Annotated in this window: 18 protein-coding genes and 1 pseudogene; 14 read left to right on the forward strand and 5 right to left on the reverse strand. The window is 44.2% G+C overall.

Going from position 1 to position 26,138, the window contains the following annotated elements; all coding sequences use genetic code 11:
- From B5J94_RS09660 to B5J94_RS09685, 7 genes and pseudogenes are all read left to right on the forward strand, one after another.
- Nucleotides 1–398: CheR family methyltransferase (locus tag B5J94_RS09660; protein ID WP_322853509.1), on the forward strand; the 398-nt coding region annotated here is incomplete at its 5' end.
- A 2,726-nt stretch (nucleotides 399–3,124) separates the two neighbouring features.
- Nucleotides 3,125–7,654, forward strand: a pseudogene (locus B5J94_RS15150) (Hpt domain-containing protein); the annotation flags it as partial.
- 18 nt (nucleotides 7,655–7,672) lie between these two features.
- Nucleotides 7,673–8,509, forward strand: coding sequence for a response regulator (locus B5J94_RS15210; protein WP_444542970.1), 837 nt, complete (start codon nucleotides 7,673–7,675; stop codon nucleotides 8,507–8,509).
- 11 nt (nucleotides 8,510–8,520) lie between these two features.
- The gene (locus B5J94_RS09670) at nucleotides 8,521–9,693 is read left to right on the forward strand and encodes a chemotaxis protein CheB (RefSeq protein ID WP_079364103.1); all 1,173 of its coding nucleotides are present in this window, start codon (nucleotides 8,521–8,523) and stop codon (nucleotides 9,691–9,693) included.
- Nucleotides 9,694–9,696: 3 nt separating this feature from the next.
- A complete protein-coding gene (locus B5J94_RS09675) occupies nucleotides 9,697–10,197 on the forward strand; it encodes a hypothetical protein (protein WP_062499280.1) in 501 nt (166 codons plus the stop codon).
- Between the two features lie 30 nt (nucleotides 10,198–10,227).
- Nucleotides 10,228–10,755, forward strand: a complete 528-nt coding sequence (locus tag B5J94_RS09680) for a cytochrome b (RefSeq protein WP_062499281.1) — start codon at nucleotides 10,228–10,230, stop codon at nucleotides 10,753–10,755.
- Between the two features lie 409 nt (nucleotides 10,756–11,164).
- A complete protein-coding gene (locus B5J94_RS09685; RefSeq protein ID WP_079364108.1) occupies nucleotides 11,165–14,311 on the forward strand; it encodes an autotransporter outer membrane beta-barrel domain-containing protein in 3,147 nt (1,048 codons plus the stop codon).
- Nucleotides 14,312–14,571: 260 nt separating this feature from the next.
- Here the strand turns inward: B5J94_RS09685 and ahpF are convergent, their stop codons facing one another.
- Nucleotides 14,572–16,128 carry an alkyl hydroperoxide reductase subunit F gene (gene ahpF / locus B5J94_RS09690; protein WP_062500323.1) on the reverse strand — a complete coding sequence of 519 codons (1,557 nt, stop codon included), beginning with the start codon at nucleotides 16,126–16,128 and terminating at the stop codon, nucleotides 14,572–14,574.
- A 288-nt stretch (nucleotides 16,129–16,416) separates the two neighbouring features.
- On the opposite strand from ahpF, the gene B5J94_RS09695 reads away from it, so the two are divergent.
- Nucleotides 16,417–16,638: a YdcH family protein gene (locus tag B5J94_RS09695; RefSeq protein ID WP_062500321.1), complete on the forward strand. Its 222-nt coding sequence runs from the start codon at nucleotides 16,417–16,419 to the stop codon at nucleotides 16,636–16,638.
- A 156-nt stretch (nucleotides 16,639–16,794) separates the two neighbouring features.
- Here B5J94_RS09695 and ahpC read toward each other — a convergent pair whose 3' ends face one another.
- Nucleotides 16,795–17,361, reverse strand: coding sequence for an alkyl hydroperoxide reductase subunit C (gene ahpC, locus B5J94_RS09700; protein WP_062500319.1), 567 nt, complete (start codon nucleotides 17,359–17,361; stop codon nucleotides 16,795–16,797).
- A gap of 203 nt (nucleotides 17,362–17,564) precedes the next feature.
- Here ahpC and B5J94_RS09705 point away from each other — a divergent pair, with 203 nt between their 5' ends.
- Nucleotides 17,565–18,461 carry a hydrogen peroxide-inducible genes activator gene (locus B5J94_RS09705; protein ID WP_062500317.1) on the forward strand — a complete coding sequence of 299 codons (897 nt, stop codon included), beginning with the start codon at nucleotides 17,565–17,567 and terminating at the stop codon, nucleotides 18,459–18,461.
- A 5-nt stretch (nucleotides 18,462–18,466) separates the two neighbouring features.
- Here the strand turns inward: B5J94_RS09705 and B5J94_RS09710 are convergent, their stop codons facing one another.
- On the reverse strand, nucleotides 18,467–19,135 hold the full coding sequence (locus B5J94_RS09710) for a M48 family metallopeptidase (RefSeq protein ID WP_062500315.1): 669 nt from the start codon (nucleotides 19,133–19,135) through the stop codon (nucleotides 18,467–18,469).
- Nucleotides 19,136–19,370: 235 nt separating this feature from the next.
- Nucleotides 19,371–20,012 carry an OmpA family protein gene (locus B5J94_RS09715; protein WP_062500313.1) on the reverse strand — a complete coding sequence of 214 codons (642 nt, stop codon included), beginning with the start codon at nucleotides 20,010–20,012 and terminating at the stop codon, nucleotides 19,371–19,373.
- A gap of 833 nt (nucleotides 20,013–20,845) precedes the next feature.
- Between B5J94_RS09715 and B5J94_RS09720 the strand changes: the two genes are divergently transcribed.
- From B5J94_RS09720 to minE, 5 genes are all read left to right on the forward strand, one after another.
- Entirely contained in the window at nucleotides 20,846–21,799 is a 954-nt protein-coding gene (locus tag B5J94_RS09720; RefSeq protein ID WP_062501323.1) for an acetyltransferase, read from the forward strand.
- Nucleotides 21,800–21,907: 108 nt separating this feature from the next.
- Nucleotides 21,908–23,014 carry a hypothetical protein gene (locus B5J94_RS09725; RefSeq protein ID WP_062501326.1) on the forward strand — a complete coding sequence of 369 codons (1,107 nt, stop codon included), beginning with the start codon at nucleotides 21,908–21,910 and terminating at the stop codon, nucleotides 23,012–23,014.
- A 152-nt stretch (nucleotides 23,015–23,166) separates the two neighbouring features.
- A complete protein-coding gene (minC, locus tag B5J94_RS09730) occupies nucleotides 23,167–23,940 on the forward strand; it encodes a septum site-determining protein MinC (RefSeq protein ID WP_062501328.1) in 774 nt (257 codons plus the stop codon).
- A gap of 455 nt (nucleotides 23,941–24,395) precedes the next feature.
- Nucleotides 24,396–25,211 (forward strand): septum site-determining protein MinD, encoded by an 816-nt coding sequence (minD, locus tag B5J94_RS09735; RefSeq protein ID WP_062500703.1) that lies wholly within the window; start codon nucleotides 24,396–24,398, stop codon nucleotides 25,209–25,211.
- Nucleotide 25,212: 1 nt separating this feature from the next.
- Nucleotides 25,213–25,488 (forward strand): cell division topological specificity factor MinE, encoded by a 276-nt coding sequence (gene minE / locus B5J94_RS09740; RefSeq protein ID WP_029103917.1) that lies wholly within the window; start codon nucleotides 25,213–25,215, stop codon nucleotides 25,486–25,488.
- 92 nt (nucleotides 25,489–25,580) lie between these two features.
- Here minE and B5J94_RS09745 read toward each other — a convergent pair whose 3' ends face one another.
- On the reverse strand, nucleotides 25,581–26,129 hold the full coding sequence (locus B5J94_RS09745; RefSeq protein WP_062500705.1) for a Sua5/YciO/YrdC/YwlC family protein: 549 nt from the start codon (nucleotides 26,127–26,129) through the stop codon (nucleotides 25,581–25,583).
- Nucleotides 26,130–26,138: the final 9 nt, after the last annotated feature.

Raw genomic sequence — 26,138 nt, forward strand, 5'->3', positions numbered from 1 at the left:
CTTTTGGGGTGCGGTTCAATATGGGCAGGCAAATTAATGAAATCCCTGCCCGCCATCACTCTCAGCTCCATGCCATACAAAATAATGCAGATGTTGCTAATTGCCAAAAAATATGGCAAGTGAATCAAGCAATCCGACAACACACTCATTTTTTTTGGCATAATCTTTTTGCAAAAACACCACTTGAACTGCCTAAGCAACAGGTGATTATTTGTCAAAATGTGCTGATTTATTTTAGAAAATTTGACCAAAGAGACATCTTGGCATATTTTGTGCAGAATTTAGACATTGGGGGTTATGTTCTGCTTGCTCCCAATGAGGCCATGTTTTGGCAACACCCCAGTATGAGACGTGTGGATAACGGACAAATTAATGCTTGGCAAAAAATAAGCCAATAAATGACCACCCACATCAAATAATGATTTAAAAATGGCGTAAGCCGATCAAGATATTATTTTTAAGATTGTTTTAGGATGATAAGATGATTAAGCAGTCCAATGAATTAGTGGCATTAGAATGGCTCATTGACCCATTAAATCAGGAATTTTGGGCGTTGCATGCCCATATAGCACCATCGCCATCTGAGCTTTTGGCTCATTTTGCTCGTCAATATGACATTATTGGCAACGTGCTTGTCATGGCAAATTTACCCGACTTTACCAAACTTGCCCAAACCATCGCCCAAACTGCTGATTATTTTACAAAAGTGGGCAACCCTGCGGTATTAGCACCAAAAATCATCTATGCCAGTCATCTGTTACAGCATGAGATAAATCGCTATGCCACCACTGGATTTTTGCGACGCTCTTTATTAAATTCACGCATCTATTATTTGAATTTGGTGAGTGCTCATTTGGGGGACAATAATATAGACAAACAAAGTATTTTGCAATCAGTTGTCCACGAACGATTTAGTGAACAAATACAGTTACATGCCATACAGCCAAGCGTACTAGATGATAATAATTATCAAGAAATCAATCAGGCATGGCGAACGCTTGCAGGGCAACTTATCCAAAGTGGGGTCAATGGCGAACAATTAACCAAATTGCGTAACCTTAGTACACATTTGGCAGGGGCAACAGTAGAGCCTGTATTGCAAAGGTTGTGGCTTATCACGGTATTATGGCTTGAAAATACAGCACTAAATACCAAGCCGTTACCATCTTATTATGCCCATATTTTAGGTGAGCTTGACCGTGTGATTGCTTTTCAAAAGGCAGGCATTACCCCAGAGCTTGAAGCGAGTATTTGGCTTGAAAATGTCATTGCTGATATTTATGTGGCACTTGCCAATCTGGACACACTCAATGAACAAGCTCATAACTTTTTAAAACGTCTCAATGAGATTTTAACGGACAATCAAACTTTCTTTTCCCATGTATTAACCACCATTGAAGGGCTAATCTTTGCGTTGGCAGATAACAAGATTGAGACAAATGTTTTATCTGCCCTACAAGAGCAACTGTCAGCACGTGGTTGGTCATTTTATGCTCGCTATGTGGAACAAATCATCAATGATGCCACCACCGCTCAAAGTAGTAATGAGATGTTTGCTCAAATGCAATGGCAAATAAACACTCAGCTCCAAGATTTGTATACCGCCATCACCAGTACCGCCGAGGTTATTAACACCAAAGACAATCATCATGATGAAATGATTGCCAATGACAATGATGTACTTCGTGATGTGCGTATTTTGATGGAGCAGTTTAAAGATAAGTTCTTAGATTACCTACAAGATAAGCAAACTGATAAACTGCCATCATCTAAGAGTTTTGAGGTGTTGGTCAAAAGTTTTAATGACCTAGGATTGTTTGATGCAGCGACAGTGGCAACAAAAATGGCGGAGGTGTTCACCCTGCTTCAAGACAAATCACCAAATCATCTGTCATGGCAAATTGCCCATAAGACCGCAGAGAGCTTGTCTTTATTTGAGATGTTCCTTGATAATTTGGCACAGCAAATATTTGATCATGCACTGCTGACCCGGATAGAAGAATGTGCCGATGATGTGCAAAAATTATTGCTTGATGCCAATCTAAACGAACCTGAACTGTCTGATGTGGAGATGGCACGACGTCTTGCCCATCAGCATGCCACGGTTTATGATGATGCAGGCGAACATTTGCCCGCTTTATCATCGCAGACGCATTTAGATGATGCCCAACAGACGCTTGATGTGGATACAAATGCAGATATGGATTTGGGTGTAGATTTGGATGCCCATAATGAGCAGGTCCACCATGCACAAGATGTTGTTGTGAGTCATACTGATGAATTGTCTGTACAAAACAGTACCCAAGATAACCATCAAGATAATCATCAAGAGCAAGTTACAAATGCGTTGCCAACAGATGATGTCTCTGTGGATGATGATGTGATAAATGCTAATGCCGATGCTGATAATGTCAGCATTGATGATGCCAATCTGGATATCCATCAAGATGCTAAGACAGTTGCCATAACGCCAGATGAACATGCCAATGTCACAGATACCAGTTACCAAGATGTCAATCATCATAACACCCAAGACGACCAAATCAGCCAAGCATTTCAAGATGATTTTGATGATTTATTTGATGACACGCTTAGCTTTGATGATGACTTTGGTATTGATGATGTTGCAACAAGCACTAATAACCAAACCGATTTTGATATTTCAGACGATGAACTCTTTGATGATATTTTTATTGATGAACCCATATTATCAAATAACCAAGACACCCAAAATCAAGACACCCAAAATCAAGATGAACCACAAATCGCCCAACAACTGTCTGATGATATTGAGCTTGATTTGTTTGATGATGGTATTGCACTGACCTTAGATGACGATGATGACCATGATGATGAATTGTTGGTAGATGAGTTATCCGACCAAGAGCCAAGCACAGCAGAAGATGGCGTGTATGCTGCCCAAGATGATGAGATTTTGTTGTCTGATTATGTCAATGAAGGCACGGTAGATAATGTTGTACCAAGTCTTGCAAGCAGTGAGTTATTGGCTTTTGATGAGCCATCTGCTAATGAGATAAATGCAGATGAGATGACGACTGATGTGGATGTTGTTCAAACAGATGATGATCAAAATGTGTCCGATAAGGTTGTCTTTGATGATGAGATGGCTCACGAACCCAAATCGGAGGGCGATTCTGAACAGGATGTGGTATTGGTTGAGCCTAAATTGGCGGACAACTTTACCAACCAAAGACAAGATGAACCACAGTCAAATGAAACAGAGCAAATTCTTATCGGAGAAGATGACGCTGATGACGCTGATGATAAAACTTACCAACAAGATGAACCTACCGAGCAAGTATTGGATGATGGGCAAGATACAGACTCTCTAAGCGAAGCTTATATTGCTGCCAAGGCAAGCCTAAAAGAAGATGATTTTAGCCATGATGAAGAATTTCGTGAGATTTTCATCGAAGAAGTTGATGAGGTCATGGAGGAGATGCACACGCACCTACCAAAATGGCAAGCTGACCCCCACAATCTAAAAGCACTCAAAGAAATCCGCCGTAATTGGCACACACTCAAAGGTTCAGGGCGTATGGTTGGAGCGTTGCAAGTGGGTGAAACCGCTTGGGCAATTGAAAACATGCTAAACCGTGTCCTAGATGAGACGATTAAAATCAGCCCTGATGTGGTGGCCATTGTCAGTGAGACCGCCAACATTATCCCCATCATGGTGCAAGATTTTGCCAATACCAAATCTCCCAGTGTGGATAATGCACTGGTGGTCATGCGTGCCAATAACATTTTGGCGGGCAGACCTATGGATGAAGGTGCTCCTAAGCCAGCAGATGAGAATGTGGCAGATGATTTGGCATCTGATGAAACTGACATGAGTGCTGGCGACGATGAGAGGGTAATTGATGAGGCAGAACAGGCATCAACAAGTGATGTTGGCGACGGTTTAAATGGTGTTGATGTTGATGAAGTATCATCAAAAACACAAAGCACGCTACCAGATGTGTTAATGCCTTTTATTGAGACTGCTAAGGCGACCACGTATGAACCGATGGAAGTTGATGAGGACATTCGTGAGATTTATATTGAAGAGGCAGGCGAGGTCTTAGAGACCATCATTCCGCTTTTTGATAAATACCAAAGCAGTCCTGACAAAGGCACGCTGACCGACATCCGCCGAGGTTTTCATACGCTAAAAGGTTCAGGGCGTATGGTTGGGGCGTATGAATTGGGTGAGTTGGCGTGGTCTATTGAAAACATGCTAAACCGTGTCCTAGATGAGACTGTACCGATGGATGCTGGCATGCAAGCTCTCATTGGCGATGTGATTGGTGAGTTTGGTGCATTGGTGTCAATCTTTAAATCCAAATCTGATGATTATCCTGCCAAGATAAAGCTGTGGGAAGCGGTGGCTCATGCGTATAGCAAAGGGTATGGCAAAGACTTTGATTATCGTGTGCTAGATGTCAATGATGATTTGGATAAAGATACCGATATCCAAGATGGCGATATTGACAAGCGTATTGATGTTGGTTGGCAATCATTAGATGACAAAGGGTTGGTGTCTGAACCTGTTTTGACAAAACCATCAGCACAACACTTATCGGGTCAAGATATTGGCAATGATGAGGTCATCCAAGAGGCAAACAACACCCAAGAGAACAAAACTGCCAAGAAAACCAAGCCTGCCCACGAAGCACTTAATCTGGTAGAGCAGGCAGGTCAGTTAATGTCTCGTACGACACCAAGAAGTCCTGCAAATGATGAAGAGGACATGCTGTGTCAGATTTTTATTGAAGAAGCCAGAGAGCTTTTGGCAGAGGTAACCACATTTTTAGATACGCATGAAGCAGATGCTAAAACGCCTGTGGATAATAACGTGGTGCGTGCATTTCATACCTTACGTGGGGCATCGGGTTTAACACCGCTTGTGGAGGTAGGCGAGGTAGGTGCCATCATTGAGCGTGGTTTGCAAAGTTTACAGCATCATGACGCACCGATGGGCAATAAGCACAAACAAGCACTCAAAAATGCGGTGGCATTCATTGATGGTTATTTAAATGCTTACAATCAAACCGATGATAATCTCATCAGTGCCCAAGAGTTGGGAGAGCTTGCTGATGATAAACAAGAAATCAAAGAATTAATGCTTGATGAGAATGATATTTATCATGTAGAGACTCTCATTGATGGCATTGATGAACTGCTAGATGCTGAACTTGAACTGGAAAATGTGGTTGGCAAAGAGCATGATGTTGTACAAAACTATGCCAAAACACAACTTGCTCAAATTGAGACGCTCTTAGAACGTACGCATGACTTACCAAAATTTCAAAACCTGCTCATGTCCTTAAAATCTGCCTATGAGCTCATAAAAGAACATCCCGAGCAGGCCAAAGATGATGGCTTTATTGATGCCTTGCTTGCGGTGCATCATGAGCTCATTGGGCTGTTTGATGCCATGGCAGGCAGCATGGCATTGACGGTAAATAAAGAGGCTTTAAATCATCTAAATACCATCACATCAGAGCAAAACAATTATTACCAAGAACTGGCAAATGTCTTAACAGAGCAGTCCGCCCAGACAAATGCCACTGCATCTCAGACATCAGATGATGAAAAGGCATCGCAGTCAGCCCCCATTCGTTTGGAGACAATTAGCACCGATGATGAACTGCTAGAAATCTTTTTGGATGAAGCATTAGAGCTTGATGCTGAGGTGACAGAAGTTTTTGGGCAATGGCGTGATGACAAAGACAACCTTGACCACCTAAAAACTTTGCAACGTCATTTACATACCATCAAAGGCGGGGCGAGATTGGCAGGCATTAGTAGTATTGGTGATCTCACTCACGAAGCAGAGAGTGTGTACGAACGTTTTACAAACAAGCAGATGACCGTTACCGATCTGTGGGTGCGTACCATGCAACGTGTGCAGGATGTGTTGTCTTTGCAGTTGGATGCGGTTAAAAATACCAAGCAGTCTTTCTTTGCTGATAATACCATTGCTGATTTGCAAGCCTATTTGTCCGCAGGGAAAGTGCCAGAGGGGGCAACAATAGCCATTCCCATGCTTGACACCAAACAAGACCAAAAAACGCCATCCACGCCAGAGACAAGCGAAGCACCACTTGATGAGACGGTCAAATATCAGCGTTTTATCAATGATTCATGGCAGAATGTGCTGCCTGATAAGGACATTTTGGCTACATTCTTAGAAGAAGCCAAAGAACTTGCTGAGAGCAGTAGCGAAGATTTTGTGGCGTTTCGTAACAACACATCAGATGTGGCAAGTTTGCAGTCATTACAGCGTAAGCTACACACCATCAAAGGTGGGGCGAGAATGGTCTCTGCCAACGGCATGGCCGATTTGGCTCACGAGATGGAGACCGTTTATGAAGAGTTGGCAAACCGTCGCTTGCCCGCCACACGCATGGTAACAAATCTACTCTTTGCCTGTCATGATTGGATTACATCAGCGATTGGATTGCTTGAACACAATTATAACCCACCACATCCTACGCCACTGGTGGATGCCCTGCGACATTTTGTCAAAAATCCTGACAACTTAAATGAAGTGCCTGTGGTTTCGCTTGAAAAACAAATTAATGTCATCAACGAATACCAAGCCTTTTTGACAGCATCTAAAAATGTCCGTGACATCAGTCACATGCCACCTATGAAAGGTGTGTTTGGTGAGAGCGTGGACAGCAGTAATAGCAATGAGATGATTCGCATCTCAGCCCCATTACTTGAACGCATGATTAACCTGTCAGGCGAGGCGGCGATTAACCGTGCTCGTATTGACATGAATCTTGCCAGCATCACAGGCAGTATTGAGGAGATGGGTGTTACGGTTCAGCGTCTGTTTGACCAGTTGCGTCGGATGGATATTGAGCTAGAAGAGCAGATTTTGGCACAGATTGATGATGATGGTTTAGATGAGGGTTTTGACCCTTTGGAGATGGACCAATATTCATCACTAAACCAGCTGTCAAAATCACTCTCAGAGTCGGCGTCGGATTTGCTAGACATTAAGGCAACCATGCTTGATAAGACCCGTGATGGCGAAAATTTATTGCTACAACTGTCACGCACACAAGCGGACTTACAAAACAGTCTGATGAATTCACGGATGGTGCCTTTTTCACGTCTAACCCCACGCTTGCAACGTATCGTGCGTCAAACGGCCAGCGAGCTTGGCAAAAATGTTGAGCTGACAGTGATTAACGCCGATGATGAGATGGACAGAAGCATTCTTGACCGCATCACATCATCGCTAGAACACATGCTTCGTAACGCTGTTGACCATGGTGTGGAGACGCCCGCCAAACGGAGCGAGATGGGCAAGCCACTAACAGGACGTATCGTGTTGGAGGTCATGCGTGAGGGCGGTGAGATGGTTATTTTGCTCTCTGATGATGGTTCAGGCGTGAACGTGGAGGCGGTACGTAATAAAGCCATCAGTCAAGGACTTATCAGCCCCAATGAGAAGCTCTCTGACAGTGATATCATGCAATATATCTTTAACGCAGGTCTGTCTACCACAAGCAAAGTAACTCAAATATCAGGGCGTGGCGTGGGCATGGATGTTGTGCGAACAGAGATTCGTCAGTTGGGTGGCTCGGTATCGGTAGAGTCAGAGTCTGGCAAAGGTTCTCGCTTTATCATTCGTGTACCACTGACTGTATCTATGTCAGATGTGCTTGTTGTACGAGCGGCTGACCGCCAGTATGCCATTCCGTTGGTGCAGATTGAGAGTGTGGTACAGATGAATGCCACCGAACTACTGGCTTATCATCAGTCGGGCAAAAACACCATCAAGATTGACAACAAAAACTATCGCTTGCGTTATCTTAATGAAATTTTGGCGGGTAATTATTTTAATGAGATTATCTCAGGTACTACCTTGCCTGTCATCATCATCAAAACACAAACAGGACAAGCTCTTGCCTTACAAGTGGATGAAATTGTAGGCTCTCGTATTGAGATTGTGGTAAAACCATTGGGTCGCCAACTGTCCAACTTATCGGGCATTTCAGCGGCAACCATCATGGGCGATGGTTCGGTCATGCTCATCCTTGACCTGTTAGCACTCATGCGTACCGCTCAGGCAAAACGAGAGGTCAAAGAGGTAGAACCCACTGCCAGCCGTCGTCATCTTATCATGGTGGTAGATGATTCGGTAACAGTACGTAAGGTAACCTCTCGTTTCCTAGAACGTCAAGGCTTTGAGGTAATTGTCGCCAAAGACGGTGTTGATGCCATTGAGATTTTGCAGGACAACATGCCTGATTTGATGTTGCTTGACATTGAGATGCCACGCATGGATGGATTTGAGGTTGCCACACAGGTACGTCATAGTTCTCGTTTGAGCCATTTGCCAATCATTATGATCACATCAAGAACAGGCGAGAAACACCGAGATCGTGCCTTTGAGATTGGTGTTAATGATTACATGGGTAAGCCATTCCAAGAGGTGGAGTTGTTAGAGCGTATTGGCAATCTGCTTGATGTTAAAGCCAGCTAAGTGATGAGATAATGGAAAACGACAATCATGGCAATCATACTGACACATCAAGGGCGACACCCCTGAGTGTGGCAGCACAGTATTGGCATGATAAAATTCAAGCCGACAAAGCCAAAGTGCAGTCCATTCATGCCGAGATTGATAAGACCTTTGGTGAGCTTGAAGAGCAGATTTTAAAAGTTGTTCCCAAAAATCACAACTTTAACCCTAAGGATGTCAAGGTCATCGTCGTCAGTGACAATCGCAGTCAGCGGTTTGCTTTTGACGATGGACTGCGTGATGTGGGCTTTGATGTCATTGGCTGTTTTAGTACCGAACAGCTTGATGTGATGGCAAAGTCCAAACTGCCCAAAGACATGGTGTGGTTGGTTGATTCGCCATTATCAGACAGTCTGCAAGCCTTGATTGATACTTATGAGCCACGTCTGGTGTTGGTGGGTTTTCAAGAGGCTCCCAACCCCAAGCATGATGAGAATTACCAAAGATGGCAACGCTCGCTATTGCGTCGGCTGTGTGATTCGCTGGGCGTGTCTGCCATCAAGCTTCTTGCCAAAAAAAGCCATTCATGCACTCGCCCAACCACTCGCCCGTGGCGGTACGTGTTGTTTTTGGGGGCGTCCATGGGTGGACCGGATGCCTTAAAGGTATTTTTGGATAATCTCTCACCTGAACTGCCGATTGCCATTTTAATCGGACATCATTTTGACAAAGAGATGATTCATGGACTTCCCAAGGTGCTGACACGCAATAACGAGTGGCGATGCCGTGTGGTGGGTACCAGTCAAAGCCTGCAATCAGGACTGTGTTTGGTTGCCCCCATTGAACAGCAAATCGTCTGTGACAGCGAGGGTCGGGTGATTTTGCTGGATAAGCCTTGGGAGGGCGAGTATCAGCCGAGTATCAGTCAGCTCCTCAAAAACACCAGTGAAGTATACGGTAGCGAACTGATTGGTATTATTTTTTCGGGCATGGGTAACGACGGTTCGGCACACCTTGCTCAAATTGCCCAAAACAAAAGTCACCTATGGGCACAAAGCCCTGAGAGTAGTGGTTGCCCCAGTCAGCCCCAAGCGATGATTGATTCAGGGTTTTGCCAGTTTGTGGGTACACCTTTGGAGTTGGCAGGACGTATTACGCACATGCTTCGAGGGTTTAAATATACTGTTAATGCTAATTTGGAATAGATAATGAATAAAATCCAAAAACACCAATTCGAACCTGTCAGCTTGCTCACCGCTGAGCATGGTACATTAGAAGTGACCGCCATCCCTGCCATCGGTCAGCCCAATTGGCTGGTGCCAACCGCCCTTATCATGAGCGTGGACGAATGCCATGAGCGAATCTGGACATATCTATGGCGAGGTCAAGAGGTCTCGGTGTATCATCTGATTCCCAAAGACATCGAAGCGGACAAGCTCATCGTCTTGGAGGGGAACTCGGACGTTCACCGTTTGGCACTGCAAACCGCAGGCGAGCTGACAACCAGACGGGTGCGTATCTCGGATGTGACGGATGTCACACTAAGCGATGAAGAAGTTGCTAACATTCAGCTGCCTGTCCCTAATTTGCCCAATCGTGAACAAAGACAGGAAAACTATCTGTACCAAGCGGTAACGCTAGATGGCGAGATGTATGTCGTGCCTGACTTGGACTTAATCGCTCACCGTTTGGTGGATTTGGACAGTTAATTCCCCCATTTTTATTCATGAAAAAAAATTATGACCACGCCAGCCAAAAGCCAGCCAACACAGCGTACTGATAAACACAGCCTTTTTACTCGTATTTTTCATTGGGTGGGGGCGTTGCTTATTATTGTGGCATTTATTAGCATTAATATGGGTGATGAATACATCAGTTTGCATAAATCCATCGGAGCAAGCTTCTTTATTTGGACGGTTTTGCGTATCATTAACCGCTTTATCACCAAAGCTCCACCACATCCGCCCATGCCAAAATGGCAAACGGCGATAGCCCATCTGACCCATTTGGGCTTGTATATTGCCATGCTTGCCATGCCCATCACAGGCATGCTCATGAGTATGTATGGCGGTCGGGGCGTGAGCGTGTTTGGGCTGTTTAGTTTGCCAAGTGTGGTTGGTATTGATAGGCAGATGGCAAAGGTGATGAACGGACTACATACAGGGGCGGTGTTTTATGTGTTGGTGTTTCTGGTCATCGCCCATGTTGGTGGGGCGTTGTATCATCAGTTTGTGATGAAAGATAATTTGATAAGTCGAATGAAATAAAGTGAAAAGCCCCAACATGGTTTGGGGCTTGTTTTTGGGTAAGAGAATTGATTGTATTTATTAAAAAATAATCCAATAGTGAATTGGTTTGATTTTCACCCTTTATTATTGCGAGAAAGTAGCTGGGGTTATCCATTGAAATTTACATGGTACTTTAAAAGGCTAAAACAACACTTGTATTGCCTTTTGTATGAAAAATAACACCTTTTATCTCAACGTCGGAATTTTGAACGGTATTTGTTAAACATTTGTGGTATAACTATGTTTACTGTTGTATTCATGTATGACTTTATGTATATTTATACAATAGTGTTGGTTGATTGTTTGTGGGCTGTGTTTGATCGATGTAAGTTCTGCCAATTAATGCAACTCATCCTTAGTATTTGTTTTTATAGAGACAGGAATTCTTATGAACCACATTTATCGTATTATCTTTAACCGCAGTTTAGGCATCTATCAGTGCGTGTGCGAATTTGCCAAAGCGTGTGGCAAATCATCGGGTAAGATTTTTAAGGTCAGCGTACTGGCAGGTGCGATGGCGAGCGGTTCGGCTTTTGCCCTTGACATTAATGAGGATAAACACTACACCACAAGTAGCGACAGAGCAGAACCCATCAACATCGCCACCACCAAAGGTAGCCATGTTACCGTAACTGTCTCAGGAAAAGATGTGGTTCGCTCGATGAGTGCAAAAGGTGTATACGACTCAAACAATCCCCACAAAGGTCGCCAATGGATTGGGGTTGGACAGTATGGAACAGGTATCCTCAACATTGAAAATGGAGCAACCGTCCGCTCTGCCGACAGCATCTTACTTGGTGTCATGGGCGATGAGGTCAATCGTGTCGCTCATGGTCATGGCACAGTCAATCTGTCTGGCGAGTCCAAACTACAAGCCGACCTCTATCTTATAGTCGGTGATGGCGGTAATGGTACACTCAATGTCAATAGTGGTTCAAAAGTCAATGCTCGAGACATTTGGATTAGCTCAACCAATCACGGAGCAGGTGGCACCATCAACATCGATGGGGCAGGTCAAAGAAAAGACCACAAATCACAAGTCAATGCCATCACCATCACCATCGGTGACGAAGGCGATGGCACGGTTAATGTCAAAAATGACGGCATGATTAGTGCAAACCGTCTGATCATCGGCGAGAAAGCCACTGGCAATCTTAACGTGTCTAGTGGCGGTAATGTCGCTGTGAATAACATTGAACGAGGTACAGCCGGCAAAGCCAACCTCGTGCTAAACGGTGCTGACATCAAGATAGAGCAAGGCAACCAAGATGACTTCTTTAAAGGGTTTACCACTAATGATAAGATTGAACTAAAATCAGATGGCATTGAATTTAATGTTAATCAATATAATGTTACCATTAATCCTAACGCTCGTTTAACTGGCGATGTTGGCAAATTCACATTACGCCCCAGTCCCATCAACTATTCTGGTAGTTTTATGAAAGTTGGTGGTGGCACGCTAACCATGTCCACCCAAAGCAAGCAATTTGATGGCGATTTCAATGTTATACAAGGTAAGCTAGAATTGCTTGGCGACTACACCATGAAAGCTGGTGAAACATTAGGGATCGGCATTGGTAGTGATAGCCGAAATGACACTCATGCCGACTATGGTCAATTTCATGTTGCAGGTAATCTAAACATCGAGCAAGGCAATCTCACGGTTTATGCCGCTAACATTGTCAAAAAACTCATTACTAGCCAAAATCCCAATGCTCAATGGGACGAAATCGTCAAAGCAAACACGCTCACGGGCAAATTTACAAATTTTCAAGTTCTCGACCACGAGGGCAACCCTATCACCTCCAATTTAGACACCCAATACAAAAACAACGCCGTGAATTTGGTGGTAAAAGACAATATCCCAGCACCCAAGCCCATTGGCGTGGTTACTGTTGGCACTACAACCAAAGCCCATACTGGTAATTTTATCATGCAAAAAGGCGATGAAATACGCATTCGCCTTGAAAACCAAAACACCTATGGCCGCCTAAACATCAGTGGTCAAGCAAACTTTACCGATGGTCATTTGTCAGTACAAGCCTCTGACTTGGTTCACACGCTGGTCAAAACCCAATCTGCCGACTGGAAAAATGTCATCACCACAAACGGCCGCTTGGGTGAATTTGATCGATTTGATGTGGTTGATGGTCAAGGTCAAAGCATAAAATCTCCCATCACGCCTGTTTATGATGGCAACAATGTACATCTGACCGCAAAGGCCTCTGGAAATACTGGTGGAAATGCTGGTGGAAATGCTGGTGGAAATGCTGGTGGAAATGCTGGTGGAAATGCTGGTGGAAATGCTGGTGGAAATGCTGGTGGAAATGCTGGTGGAAATAACACCAACACCAACGATGGTGTATTTGCTCATGCCGTCCAAAACACCCATAAAACCGCAGGTTTGGGGGTAGCAAGTGTACTTGATAAAGCGGTATCAAGCCCCAATAGCAGTTTGGGTAAAACCCTTGTTGCCCTACAAACTGTGGCAAAACTTGATGATGAGCAACTAAGCCAAATCACCGAAAATCTTGAACCAGCGATTAACGCCCAAGCCCCCACCGTCATCAACGAACAGCATAACCTAGCTACCACCGCAGTTACCGATCGCATCTTTACCACCCGTGCTGATATCACGCAAGGCTCAGACGCTGGCGGACGCTCGCTGTTTAAACGCAGTGATAACCTAAGCAATTCTGTGTGGCTACAAGCCGTTGGACAAAAACATAAAGCCGATAAGCGAGACGGATTTTCCGGATTTGATGGTAACTCACACGGCTTTGTGGTGGGGACAGACGCTATGGCAAGCGATGACTTGCGTCTGGGTGTGGCACTCGGACACTCCAATAGCGACATTGACAGCACAGGTACTTCGGTTCGCCAAAACCTACAAACCAAACTCACTCAGGCTTATGTTTATGGCGATTATGCCCTAAGCGATGACACCAATGTCAATGGCTTTGTTGGTTATGGTCGTGCCAATATCGAAACCGAGCGAGACATTAATGTGGCAAATATCCTCACAGGCAAAGCAAAAGCTGATTATGATGCCAAAATCACCCAGCTTGGTATCGGTGTCGACCATCGTATTGGCACCATCAACGACCACATCTCGCCATTTGCTCAATTACGCTACACTCGCCTAACTAGTGATGGTTATAAAGAGTCTGTCAGCGGCACTGATTCAATTAATAATTTTGGTGTAAGTGTAAGCAAGGAAAGTGAAAACATCGTGCGTGCCACTGCTGGTGTTCACTTCGCCAAACCTATCAATCACAACACCCAGCTTATCGGTAGCGTGGCAGGTCATCTGGAAAACGACCATCGCCCCACCATCAGTGCCTCATTTAATGGTCTGTCCGATGTCAGCTTTAACCAAACTGCCCAAAAGAATGACAAATTCTCAGGGTCGCTCGGTCTAGGCGTACGTCATCAGCTAAGTGCCAATACTGAAATTTTGGGGCAATATCAAGGAGAATTTAGCAAAAACACCAGTACCAATGGCGGTACAGTCGCTATTAAGTGGAAGTTTTAATGTTTTGTAAAAATTCTTGATGATGAAGCCAATCTTGTAACCTTAGTCGCAATTAAGGGAAAAAGATTGGCATGCCCCATCAAGGCTTGATTAAGCCAAGCCTTGATGGGGCTTGGCTTTTTAATTGTTTCAACCTGTTTTTAAAAATTAGCAAGCGTACAAAATTTTGACGCAAATTATTTATTTGCTAACAAAAAGCACACTTTATCATAAAGTGTGCTTTTTGGGTATTAGGCTTTTAAATACAAATCTTGAACCAATCAAGAATTCATCATCAGATATTCAAATGCCGACAGTCCTGCCTTTGAGCCTTCGCCCATGGCGATGTTAATTTGCTTATAAGGCACAGTGGTTACGTCCCCACAGGCAAATACCCCTGCTTTGTTGGTGCGACATTTGGCATCAATCTCAATCTCGCCATGAGCGGTAACATCTACCAAATCCTTGACAACATCAGAGTTTGGCACCAGTCCGATTTGTACAAATACTGCTGACAGTGGCAAAGTTACATTCTCGCCCGACACTCGGTCTTGATAGATAAGGCTATCTACTTTACCGCCATTTGCCGTAATCTCTTGCGTGGCGGCGTTTTTGATAATCGTGATGTTGTCTTTGGCGTTTGCCTTGTCAATCAGAACTTGGTCGGCTCTGAGTTTATCGCCAAATTCCAACACGGTAACGTGCTGAACGATACCCGCCAAGTCCAACGCCGCTTCCACGCCCGAGTTACCACCGCCGATGACCGCCACAGGCTTGCCCTTAAAGAAGGGGCCATCGCAGTGTGGGCAGTACGCCACGCCGTTGCCGATGTTCTCATCTTCGCCTTTGACACCAAGTTTACGCCATTTTGCCCCTGTGGCAATAATCAGCGTGCGTGAAGTCCAGCTTGCCCCTGTGTTTAGGGTAACTTGATAACCGCCTTTGACTTCTTCGATAGACGATACGCTCACGTGTTCTTTAACGGTGATGTTGTATTCTTTGATGTGCGTGGCAAGGTTGCTTACTAAGGTATTGCCGTTGGTAAGCGGTATGGAAATCAAGTTCTCGATGTCTTGGGTATCCTTGACTTGTCCGCCAATGCGGTCAGCCACAAGTGCCACACGAAGCCCCTTGCGAGCGGTATAAATCGCCGCCGCACTGCCTGCTGGCCCTCCGCCAATCACAGTTACGTCTTGGGTTTCCAGCTGTTCGGCTTGACCTTCGGCAAGCAGGTCGGGGTACTCGGCTTGCAGTTTGTCAATGATACGGGCGGTATCAACTTTACCATTTAAAAATGGTTTGCCGTTTAAAAACACCGCAGGCACGCCTTGAATGTTGTTGGCTTCAACCAATTCTGGGAACACGCCACCATCAATCATCTCGTTTTCAATGCCGTCATTTAACACAGCAAATTGGTTCAACGCTTGCACGACATCAGGGCAGTTGTGGCACGATAGCGAGACAAAGGTTTGAAATTTAAGTGGTTTTTGAATGCGTTTAACAAGTTCTTGAATGCCTTCGTCCAGCTTCATGGTATGACCGCCAGCGTGCAAAATGGCAAGCAAGAGAGACGTAAACTCATGACCGCCCGGAATGCCACTAAACACAATGCCTGTATCACGGTTATCTGTGGCAATCTTAAAGCTCATGGGCGACAAATCAGTGTCCACAACTGTCTTGTCAAAGCCGATTTTGTCCGAGCAACTGGCGATTTGCTCCAAAAAGTCCACCAATTCGGCACGTTTGGCGTGGTCGCCTTGTCCCAAAATCATGGCAATGGGGCGGGTCATGTTGGTGCTGTAAGTTTTGACAGCGTCAAGTAAAGATTTGTCTAGCATGGTGTGTACCTATAAATTGCCTATGAATATGTTTAAATTACCTAGTATTATAAGGGTTATTTGATATTTAGAAAATTTAAACGTTTTTAATATTAAGTTTATAAAACTAAATTAATCCCAAAAAGAAAATTCATACAAAAAAGCACATAAAAAAGATAATTTTGCTTGCTTATACCGCCAATTCTTGCTAAGATAAAGCCATACCAAATAAGTGGATTTGGTGGACAAGTTACCATTAAATCAGCTGTTGGAATATTACTAACCCATTGATAAATCAGGAGAATTTTCATGTTCCCAGAATACCGTGAACTCATCACCGAACTAAAAACCAAAAATGATTTGCATTTTGTTAAACTCTTTGATGCTCATAACAAACTTGATGAAGAGATTACCAATCTTGAAAATGACCCCATTGCCCATAATAGCCGTGGCGAAGAAATTGAAGGGCTAAAACGCAAAAAACTTGCCCTAAAAGATGAATTGTATCAATATTTGCTTAGTAAGGCATGAGTAGGTTATTTCAAAAACGTTTTACATGCAGGTTTTAAACATAGGTTCTAAAACACAGGTATGAGACCTGTGTTTTTTATGTAATCATTTTTCATTTGACCATAAAAAATCGCCCAAATTTTGAGCGATTTTATCTCTTTTTGACCAATCATCAAATCAGATTTTACCAACCAAATCCAAACTTGGTTTTAAGGTTTCTTGACCTGCCTCCCAAGCAGCTGGGCAAACTTCGCCGTCATTTTCACGCACATATTGGGCGGCTTTGACTTTGCGAATCATGTCTTTGGCAGAGCGACCGATGCCTAAGTCGTGAATCTCGGCAACCTTAATAAGACCGTCTGGGTCTACTAAGAAAGTACCACGCAATGCAGCGTGCTCGTCTTCAATCATGATGTTAAAGCCACGAGTGATTTTACCAGTGCCGTCGCCTAGCATTGGGTATTTTACTTTGCTAATGGCAGCAGATGAATCGTGCCATGCTTTGTGAACAAAATGGCTGTCGGTAGAGACGGCATACACTTCTACGCCAAGACCTTGTAGCTCTTCGTAGTGGTCAGCCATGTCTTCAAGCTCGGTTGGGCAAACGAACGTAAAGTCGTGTGGGTAGAACATGAAGATAGACCATTTGCCTTTGGTGTCTTCTGATGAGATGGTTTTGAACTCACCGTTTACAAAAGCTTCGGTGGTAAATTCTGGAATTTGTTGGTTGATAATAGCAGTCATATTGTCACCTATGGTTTGTTGTTAAAAATGTCAATGTGATGAGTGGTTGGAGCTTACTCATCAAAGGATAAAATCCTTAAAGTCATTACATGATAACAAAAATTAACGGTTTATCCAGTTAAAAGTTTTAAATAAAAGGTTTTGTTTTATCAAACTTAGGTGTAAAATAGCAGGTACGATTTTTTAAAATTAAGGAATGCGTGATGATTACCTTGCGTCAGTTAGAGTTCGCCCTTGCCGTTGCCAAACACAAGCATTTTAAACGTGCTGCCGAAGAGTGTAACATTTCCCAATCTGCCCTAAGTCTTGGCATTGCCGAGCTTGAAAAACAGCTAGACACGCAGATTTTTGAGCGTAATAACAAGCAGGTGCTTATCACGCCCATCGGCGAAGATTTGTTGGAGCGAGCCCAGCGAGTGTTTAGCGAGATTAGCGACTTAACGACCCGAGCCCACAGCCATCAGTTGCCCCTTGCTTACCCGATGACGATAGGCATTATCCCGACCATCGCCCCGTATCTGCTTCCCAAAGTGTTGCCAATGCTCAAAGATAAGTACCCCCAGTTTGAGATTGCGGTGACCGAAAAACAGACCGAACGCCTGTTAGAGCAGGTGCGTTATGGGTATATTGACACCGCCATCTTGGCACTGCCTTATGCGGTTGATGGTCTGCATGCCTTTGAGTTTTGGGCGGAGAATTTTTATGCCATTTTCCCCAAAGACAGTAAGCAAGATAAGACAAGCATTTCAAGCACAGAGTTGTTTGAAAATGATGTGCTGTTACTGGGTGAGGGTCACTGTTTGACCGATCAGGTGCTGTCGGTTTGTACCATGAATAAAAACGAGCTAAAATCGGGCTTTTCGGACGCCAGTCTTAACACGCTCATTCAGATGGCAAAAGTGGGCATGGGGACAACCCTAGTACCTAAGATGGCGTTAGAGCAAATCGGCGATGACGTAACTGCCTTACCCCTAAATGAGACAGGACCACACAGACGACTCGCGTTCGTTACTCGCCTAAACTATGCACGGGTCAATGACGTCAAAATCCTAAGCGAGATTTTTAATGAAGCCTTAACCGCCCATGAAGCCAAAGGCTAAGCCAATTAGGGCTTACCTTTTAGCAAATTATGCCATGTCTGATAGTCAGGCATGGCTTTTTTGACTTCATGCCAAAAAGCAGGGCTGTGGTTGGGATGGATAAGATGGCACAGTTCATGCACAAAGACATATTCGGTGCAGGGGTAGGGATAGGCAGGCAGATAAGTGGATAGCCAAATGCAAGCTTCATGGGTGTTGCAACTGCCCCAACGAGTGTGCATTTTCTTGGTGCGAATCTCATCGGCAAAGCGACCGACCACAGGTTGCCATGTGTCTGCTAGGGTGGGCAGGCGAGCTTTGAGTTCATGCTCATAGATGGCAAGTCGGCAGGCGTGGGGGTCTTGGCGTTGCTGTTTTGATAGCCTGATAGGGTGCTGTGTCAGATAGTCCGCCACATCAAAAGGCTCGCCCCACAGCTTGGGGTGGGCGTGGCTTGGACTGTGGTCGGTGTGGGTGTGTTTGCGTTTGTGGGCGTGAGCCATTGCCCATGCAGACTTGGACATGATAAGGCGGTGAATGTCATCATTGGACAGATGACGTGGTACACTGACAGCAAAGCAGGGGCGAGTGTTTATGAATGTTAGGCGAAAATTGACGTTTTTGACGGCTTTTTTGTGGATGATGAGCGTGATGTCATGTTTGTCAAAATGGGCGAATAAATCGGTGTGGGGCATGGGTGGTGATGTATTGGGTTTAAAAATATTTTACACTCTACAAAATGAAAAAGTGCTACGGTTTCCGTTCGTGGTGAGTCTGTCGAACCATGACGGAAAATAGCTCAGGGCGAACAGTTTCCGTGGTAAAATTCAATTTTGTTAGCTGTAACATGATGGCTTTTAAAAAGAAAAATTAAAAAACAAAAAACAGGTCACATACATGACCTGTTTTGGTTTACCCAAAGGGATAAAATTAGTTCACGCTTTGTGGGGCTAGGATGGTTAGCTCAACACGACGGTTTGGTTCGTATCTGCTACCAAATTGAGTGGTTGCACCATGTCCGATGGCATCAATACGGTAAGAGTTAACACCACGACCTACCAAATAGTTGGCAACAGCAGAGGCACGATTTTGTGATAGTACCTGATTAAAATTGGCATTGCCTTCAATGGAGGCATAACCATTGACCATCACTGTGGTTTGGTCATACTGATTGAGTGTCTGAGCCACCTGATTTAGTGTGCCATATGAGCTGGACTTAATGTCGTATCTGCCAACATCAAAGGTAATCGCCTCTGGGATGGATAGGTTAATGTTATTGGTAACAGGGTCTCTTTGAACCTCAATGCCTGTGCCTGCGGTTTGCTCTTTGAGTTTGGCTTCTTGACGACTCATATAAGCACCAACACCTGCACCGAGTGCCGCACCGATGGCAGCATCACGACCTGTGTGTTCGCCACCTGTTGCCTTAGAGATGGCAGCACCTAGGGCAGCACCTCCCAACGCACCAAGACCCGTTTGTCTTGTGGTGTCGTTCATGCCTGTGCCAGTACTGGCACAACCTGCCAAAATCATACTTGCAGAAACGGCGGTGATGGTAAGAATTTTTTTCATAAAATACTCCTATGAGAGATGGTAAATTTAAAATCCCCAAAGTGGCTTGGACTTGATTTTGATATGGGTGTTTAGATATTAAAATCTAAACAGGTATTTAAACATATTTAAACCAAGCCCAAACCATTTGATGAGACTATTATGCCGTAAAAAACTCTCTTATTTGTTATAAGTATGTAGTTAATCGGTTATTTTAATTGTAAAAATGGACTGGTATTTTGCACAATCGCCCTAAAATAGGGGCAATTCTTACAGGAAAATGCATAAAATTTTGGTAAAATTGTATCAAAATTTGTCAAAATGGGCGGTTTTTACCATGATTTTTGACTATTTTGGTAGTAGTCTAAAAAGTATGCTGAACTAGGTTTTCCGTTCGCCCTGAGCCTGCCTGCGGGTAGGAAAACCATTAGGTTTCCCAAGCTCGCCACGAACGGTTTTCTTTGTAGCATACTTTTTGAACCAGGGCCTCTATTTTAAATAATAATGATGGTAAAATCGGCTTATTTGTTTTCAAAGTCATTTTTTTAAAAAAGCCTTTGAAAACTTTGATAATTTTTAATTATTTTTTAATAGACTTCTTTCCAAACCCTGATTTTTATGGATTTTTAAAAACTTCAACCCCAATACTTATAAGGGTTTATTTTTAGTTTGGAAAGAGATTTAATTATTTTTTGATGTTTTTGATTATTTTGATAAAAATTTGCTAAAATAGTGCATGGTAATACACTCATTATCAGGCGACATTGGGGTGCGGTATGGCATTTTTTCTGATGGGTTGATGATGAGTAGATTTTGACACAAATTGTTACATTTATCCAATAAGCGGTTTTCATATGCATAAAAATAACCCTAATACCACATCTTTTTTTCAAAAAATCCATGACAAACACCCCAAACTTGCCCAAAAACTCCGCCTAGGTACGGGGCTTGGGACGATGGTCGCCAACAGCGTGGCAATCAGCGTGCCGTTATATGGGGCGGGGCTTGCCAAGACATTGATCGGTTCAAAGCAGGGCGACAAGGCGGTGCTGTCTATCGCCAACCACTGGATTAACACCAACAACCGCCTGCTAGATACACTCATGCCAGAGCGTGACTGGCGGATATCGGTGCCTGATGACCTAAAAAAAGACGGACGGTATCTGCTCGTGTGCAATCATCAGTCGTGGGTGGACACGAGTGTGGTGCAGTATGTGAGCGAGTCACGGTTGCCGATTACCCGATTTTTTGCCAAGCATGAACTGCTCTATATTCCTATCGTGGGGCAGGCGTTTTATTTTTTGGACTTTCCGATGATGAAACGCCACTCCAAGGCACAAATCGCCAAAAACCCTGCCCTTGCCACTCGGGATTTGGAAGAAGCCAGACGTGCCTGCGGACTGCTCGCTGATAAGCCATTTGTTCTGCTCAACTACCTAGAAGGCACACGGTTTAGTAAGGACAAGCACGCCCGCCAAAACTCGCCTTATCAGCACCTATTAAAGCCCAAAGCAGGAGGTTTTGCCTTAGCCATTGCCAGTTTGGGTGATAAGATAGACGGCATATTGGACATGACGGTGGTCTATCCTGATGGTGTGCCTGACTATGGCGAGCTGTGGGCAGGTAAGATGACCCGTTTGGGGGTGGACATTCGTCATCTGGACATGGATGAGAGGTTATTTACCGATTTAAAAGACGGTAAATACGACAGTGATGAGATGGTCAAGGCGGAGCTGTTTGACTTTTTGGATAAGGTGTGGACTGCCAAAGATGAGCGAGTTGGGCAAATGATGAGTGAGTTTGAGTAGGTCTAAATAAAAGGTGGGGCTAAATAATGAGAAAACCAAACCTTTTAAAACTGCCCAAAAAGTTTTACAATACCCCAATGTTTACAAGTTTAATCATAGCAAAACACCATGAGTAGCAAACACACCCCCCATTTGTCCGACCTAGAAATCCCCCAACCCTCTGATGTGCCAGACGATGTCATTCCGCTCTTTGGCACGGACAAAGACGAGCGAGAGCCGACCGCTAAGCAAAGTCGCACCAAAATCATCTACGATGTCGGCATGCTTATCCTGCTGGTTATTGACCTGTGTTTGATATTTGCCGATAACATTTTGATGAGCGGACTTGTGACCAAACTTGCCGAGTGGGGCGGATTTAGTGGCATGCTCAGTGCCTATCAAGCGACTTATCATGTGAGCTTATCCGCCATTGGGGGGATGTTTACGCTGTTTTGGGTGAGTGAACTGCTGGCACGCTGGTTGCTGGCCATTAAGCGTCGCACTTATTATCGCTGGTTCTTTTTCCCTTTTGTGCATTGGTATGAGGTGCTGGCATGTTTTCCCATACTTCGTGCGTTAAGACTGCTGCGAGCAGGGATTATCATCAAACGACTGCATGACACAGGCGTGATGGTCATTCCTAAAAAGTGGATAACATCTGCCCAGTTTTATTATCATGTCATCTTAGAGGAACTCTCTGACCGAGTGATTTTGACCGCCATTGATAACTTTCGTGAGCAGATGGCACAGTCTGGGACATATAACACACTGATTTTAACGACGATTAACCGTAACCGTGCTGAGTTTGAAAGTGTGGTGCTTGATTTGCTTCGTCGTGAGCTTGCCCCAAAGTTGCAACAGGCGTTTTTGGCACAGACAGGGCAGAGGCTCTCGCATGATATTGGTACTTCCGTTGAGCAGGCACTCCTTGACACTCCTGAGCTAAGACGATATCTTAAACTCATTCCCATCGCAGGGGGCATGATAGAATCGCAAATTACAAATGTGGGTCGCCATATCGGTGAGAATGTTACCATGGCGGTCAATGAACATTTGTTTGATGAAAAGACCTTGGATGCACTGATGATTCATATCGCCAAAGGCGTAGCAAATATTGATACCACACACCCACAGCTACAAAATTTTGTCAGTGTGGTGATCGATGATGCCCTAAACGCTTTTGAAAAGCAAGTCAAAGTCCAGCAGTGGAAACACAAAGAGCAGCTTCATTTATAGTCTATGGCGGTTGTGGTATTTTACCCATAAATTCACACCATTTATCATCAAAAACACCAAAACAGCCACATAAGAGCGGTGATTTTACCCTAAAATATCAAAAAAATGGTAAAATTGACAAAATGTTAGACAATGGTAATAATGGTAATAATATTATGAAAGCGATTACTTTATTTGGCAAGATGCTCAGTTTTAGCCGTCTAAAACTACACACCGATGACTTAACTGCCATTCAAGATGAACTAAGTGTTCTATTAAAAGACAACACGTCCGTGCCTGTGGTGCTAGACAGTGAGTGTAAGCTTGATTTGTCGGCATTGGTTGAGATGTTGTGGCAGATGGGCGTACAGCCGATAGGCGTGGTTGATGGTGTATTAAGCGAGCAGGCAAATGCCCTACGATTGGCGAGCTTTCCTGCTGATGGTAAACGTATGGAACGCATTTTGCCAGTTGACTCACATTTTGCCCCAACGTCAAAAACAAGTAGTGTGGATAATAATGCCCCATCATCACAATCTCAATCATCACAACTAAAATCATCAGAGCAAGCAGGCGAGTTTAGCAATCGGCCTACACCCCAAACCATCCCCCAGCAAGAGCAAGGTGTAACCAGTAGAGTGCATGGTCAAATGCTTCGTTCAGGTCAGAGTTTACAACACTTAGGTGGCGATTTAATCATCATCGGTGGGGTAAACAATGGTGCAGAGGCCATTACCGATAACAGTTTGCACATTTATGGACATGGACAAGGGCGACTGGTTGCTGGGGCGACAGGCGACAAACACGCCCGTATTTTTTGCCAAAAGTTCAACCCCACGTTGATCTCGGTGGCAGGCACCTACTGCCTAAGCGACGCCATTCCGCATAAGGCGGTGCAAGTCAGCTATGATGAAGATAAGGGGCTTATCTTTACGCTCATGGCGTGATGGGTTTGGTTTATCATTGTTCAGGGCATGTTGAACCTTTATAACACAATTTAAAATTTAGAAATTTTATAGAAATAAAATGGTGTCTTTGCATGAAAGATGGCTATCCGACCACTTAATTTAAAAAATTAAGTTAAAACTCTTAAAATTTACACGATTAAGTGGTCGGATCGTTTTTCATCGTCAAAAGCTTGTTTGATAGAACGACTATCAAACTTCACTTTTTCCTTGAAAAACGTGCGATTTTTCGTGATTTTCATTGCAAATACAAAAGTTCAACATGCCCTAAAATTATGGTAAAATAGATAAATTTTTTCTAAATCTTAACTGGTAGTAAATCATTGATGAATAGGGTAAAAATAACAGCAATGATAAAAAAGACAGTTGAGCACAAAGTATTTTTTAAATTGCTAAATTGATAAATGTAGTAATACCAAATTATAAGGAGTTGCCCTGTGGCAAAAATCATCGTAGTAACATCAGGTAAAGGCGGTGTGGGTAAGACCACCACCAGTGCGTCTTTTGGGGCAGGTCTGGCAGAGCGCGGTTATAAGACAGTCATCATCGACTTCGACGTGGGTTTGCGTAACCTTGACCTTATCATGGGCTGTGAGAACCGCATTGTCTATGACTTTGTGGATGTCATCAGTGGTAATGCCAAGCTCTCACAAGCACTGGTCAAAGACAAACAGCAGGAAAATCTGTACATCTTACCTGCCTCGCAAACCCGTGACAAAGACGCCTTAACCGATGAAGGCGTGGCAGCGGTCATGAAAGAGCTGTCTGATGAGCTAGGCTTTGACTACATCATCTGCGACAGTCCGGCAGGGATTGAGCGTGGGGCACAGCTTGCCATGTATCACGCCGATGAAGCTTTGATTGTCACCAACCCAGAAGTATCGAGCGTGCGAGATTCTGACCGTATCATCGGTATCTTGCAGTCTCGCACCAAACGTGTCGAAGAAGGAGGTAGCGTCAAAGAACATCTCATCATTACTCGCTACAACCCAGAGCGTGCCGCTCACGGTGAGATGATGGACATTGATGACATTGCCAATGACATTCTAAAAGTGCCACTCATCGGCGTCATTCCAGAGTCGAATGCTGTGCTAGAAGCGTCAAACCACGGTCAGCCTGTCATTTATTTTAAAGACTCGGCAGCAGGTCAATGCTATGATGACATCGTGGCACGATTCTTGGGTGAAAACCGTCCTTTGCGTCACATTGATGTCAAAAAGAAAGGTTTCTTTGCTAAGTTGTTCGGGGGCTGATATGAAAAAAGGATTTTGGAGTACGTTATTTGGTGGGGGCGATGAGCCAACCAGTGCGTCTATCGCCAAAGACCGCCTAAAAGTCATCGTCGCAAGCCACGACCGCCTAAACACTCGCCTAACCCCTGAGCGTGTGGATGAGATGAAGCGTGAGATTTTGGCGGTGGTTAATAAATTCATCAGTGGCGTACAGATTGATGATGTTAATATCAAACAGCGTCATGAAGAGAGCCTTGATGTGCTTGAAATGAACATCAATTTGCCTGACCGTAAATAACAGGCAAGACGGATAAAAAGGTGCGATTTGCACCTTTTTTGTTTTTTAAAATTGGCATTTGGGTTTTAAAAATCTACCAATAAAAACAAATCCTAACCCGTCAAATCAACCACGCTTATCTCAACATCATCAATCACGCCCACATCCACAAAGATGTCTGCTTGTGAGTCTAATTTGTCCGTGATGTCATAATGCTCGCTGACAGGCTCACCTTGATAGACGAGTGGGGCGATAAAAAACGGCTCGCCAATTTGTTCTAACAATGCCGTCATCACGGGCGTGGCAGATGTGGTAAAGCGAAGTGATTTTTTGCTGATGATTTTTTTATTGACCGCTTTGGTTGGCTCCAAGATAAAGGCGTGCTGGGGCAAAAAGTCATTTTTTAGGGTGATAAACGCATCATTTGTTATAACCGCCACGCCTGACAGCTGACTGATGTTTTGACACACCAACAGCAAATCAGACTCATCCGACCCCAGACGCACCAAGCGTTCAAAGGCGTCTTTGGCACTCATCCCAAAGGCGAAACGGTAGCCACACTCGGTCGGTATGATGATGACTTTGCCCGATGATAAGGCAGTTGCCGTTTCGTCTATCAGACGGGGTTGGGGGTTGTCAGGGTGGATGTAGAGTGTTTTCATGGATTGTCC

Source organism: Moraxella lacunata, from assembly GCF_002027545.1.
GTDB lineage: Bacteria > Pseudomonadota > Gammaproteobacteria > Pseudomonadales > Moraxellaceae > Moraxella > Moraxella lacunata.

Coding starts and splice junctions, on each gene's coding strand:
- B5J94_RS09685 (WP_079364108.1), top strand. CDS start 11,165: ATGAACCACATTTATCGTATTATCTTTAACCGCAGTTTAGGCATCTAT.
- B5J94_RS09675 (WP_062499280.1), top strand. CDS start 9,697: ATGAATAAAATCCAAAAACACCAATTCGAACCTGTCAGCTTGCTCACC.
- B5J94_RS09705 (WP_062500317.1), top strand. CDS start 17,565: ATGATTACCTTGCGTCAGTTAGAGTTCGCCCTTGCCGTTGCCAAACAC.
- B5J94_RS09720 (WP_062501323.1), top strand. CDS start 20,846: ATGCATAAAAATAACCCTAATACCACATCTTTTTTTCAAAAAATCCAT.
- B5J94_RS09695 (WP_062500321.1), top strand. CDS start 16,417: ATGTTCCCAGAATACCGTGAACTCATCACCGAACTAAAAACCAAAAAT.
- B5J94_RS09715 (WP_062500313.1), bottom strand. CDS start 20,012: ATGAAAAAAATTCTTACCATCACCGCCGTTTCTGCAAGTATGATTTTG.
- ahpF (WP_062500323.1), bottom strand. CDS start 16,128: ATGCTAGACAAATCTTTACTTGACGCTGTCAAAACTTACAGCACCAAC.
- minE (WP_029103917.1), top strand. CDS start 25,213: ATGAAAAAAGGATTTTGGAGTACGTTATTTGGTGGGGGCGATGAGCCA.
- B5J94_RS09670 (WP_079364103.1), top strand. CDS start 8,521: ATGGAAAACGACAATCATGGCAATCATACTGACACATCAAGGGCGACA.
- B5J94_RS15210 (WP_444542970.1), top strand. CDS start 7,673: ATGTCAGATGTGCTTGTTGTACGAGCGGCTGACCGCCAGTATGCCATT.
- B5J94_RS09680 (WP_062499281.1), top strand. CDS start 10,228: ATGACCACGCCAGCCAAAAGCCAGCCAACACAGCGTACTGATAAACAC.
- B5J94_RS09725 (WP_062501326.1), top strand. CDS start 21,908: ATGAGTAGCAAACACACCCCCCATTTGTCCGACCTAGAAATCCCCCAA.
- ahpC (WP_062500319.1), bottom strand. CDS start 17,361: ATGACTGCTATTATCAACCAACAAATTCCAGAATTTACCACCGAAGCT.
- B5J94_RS09710 (WP_062500315.1), bottom strand. CDS start 19,135: ATGCCCCACACCGATTTATTCGCCCATTTTGACAAACATGACATCACG.
- B5J94_RS09745 (WP_062500705.1), bottom strand. CDS start 26,129: ATGAAAACACTCTACATCCACCCTGACAACCCCCAACCCCGTCTGATA.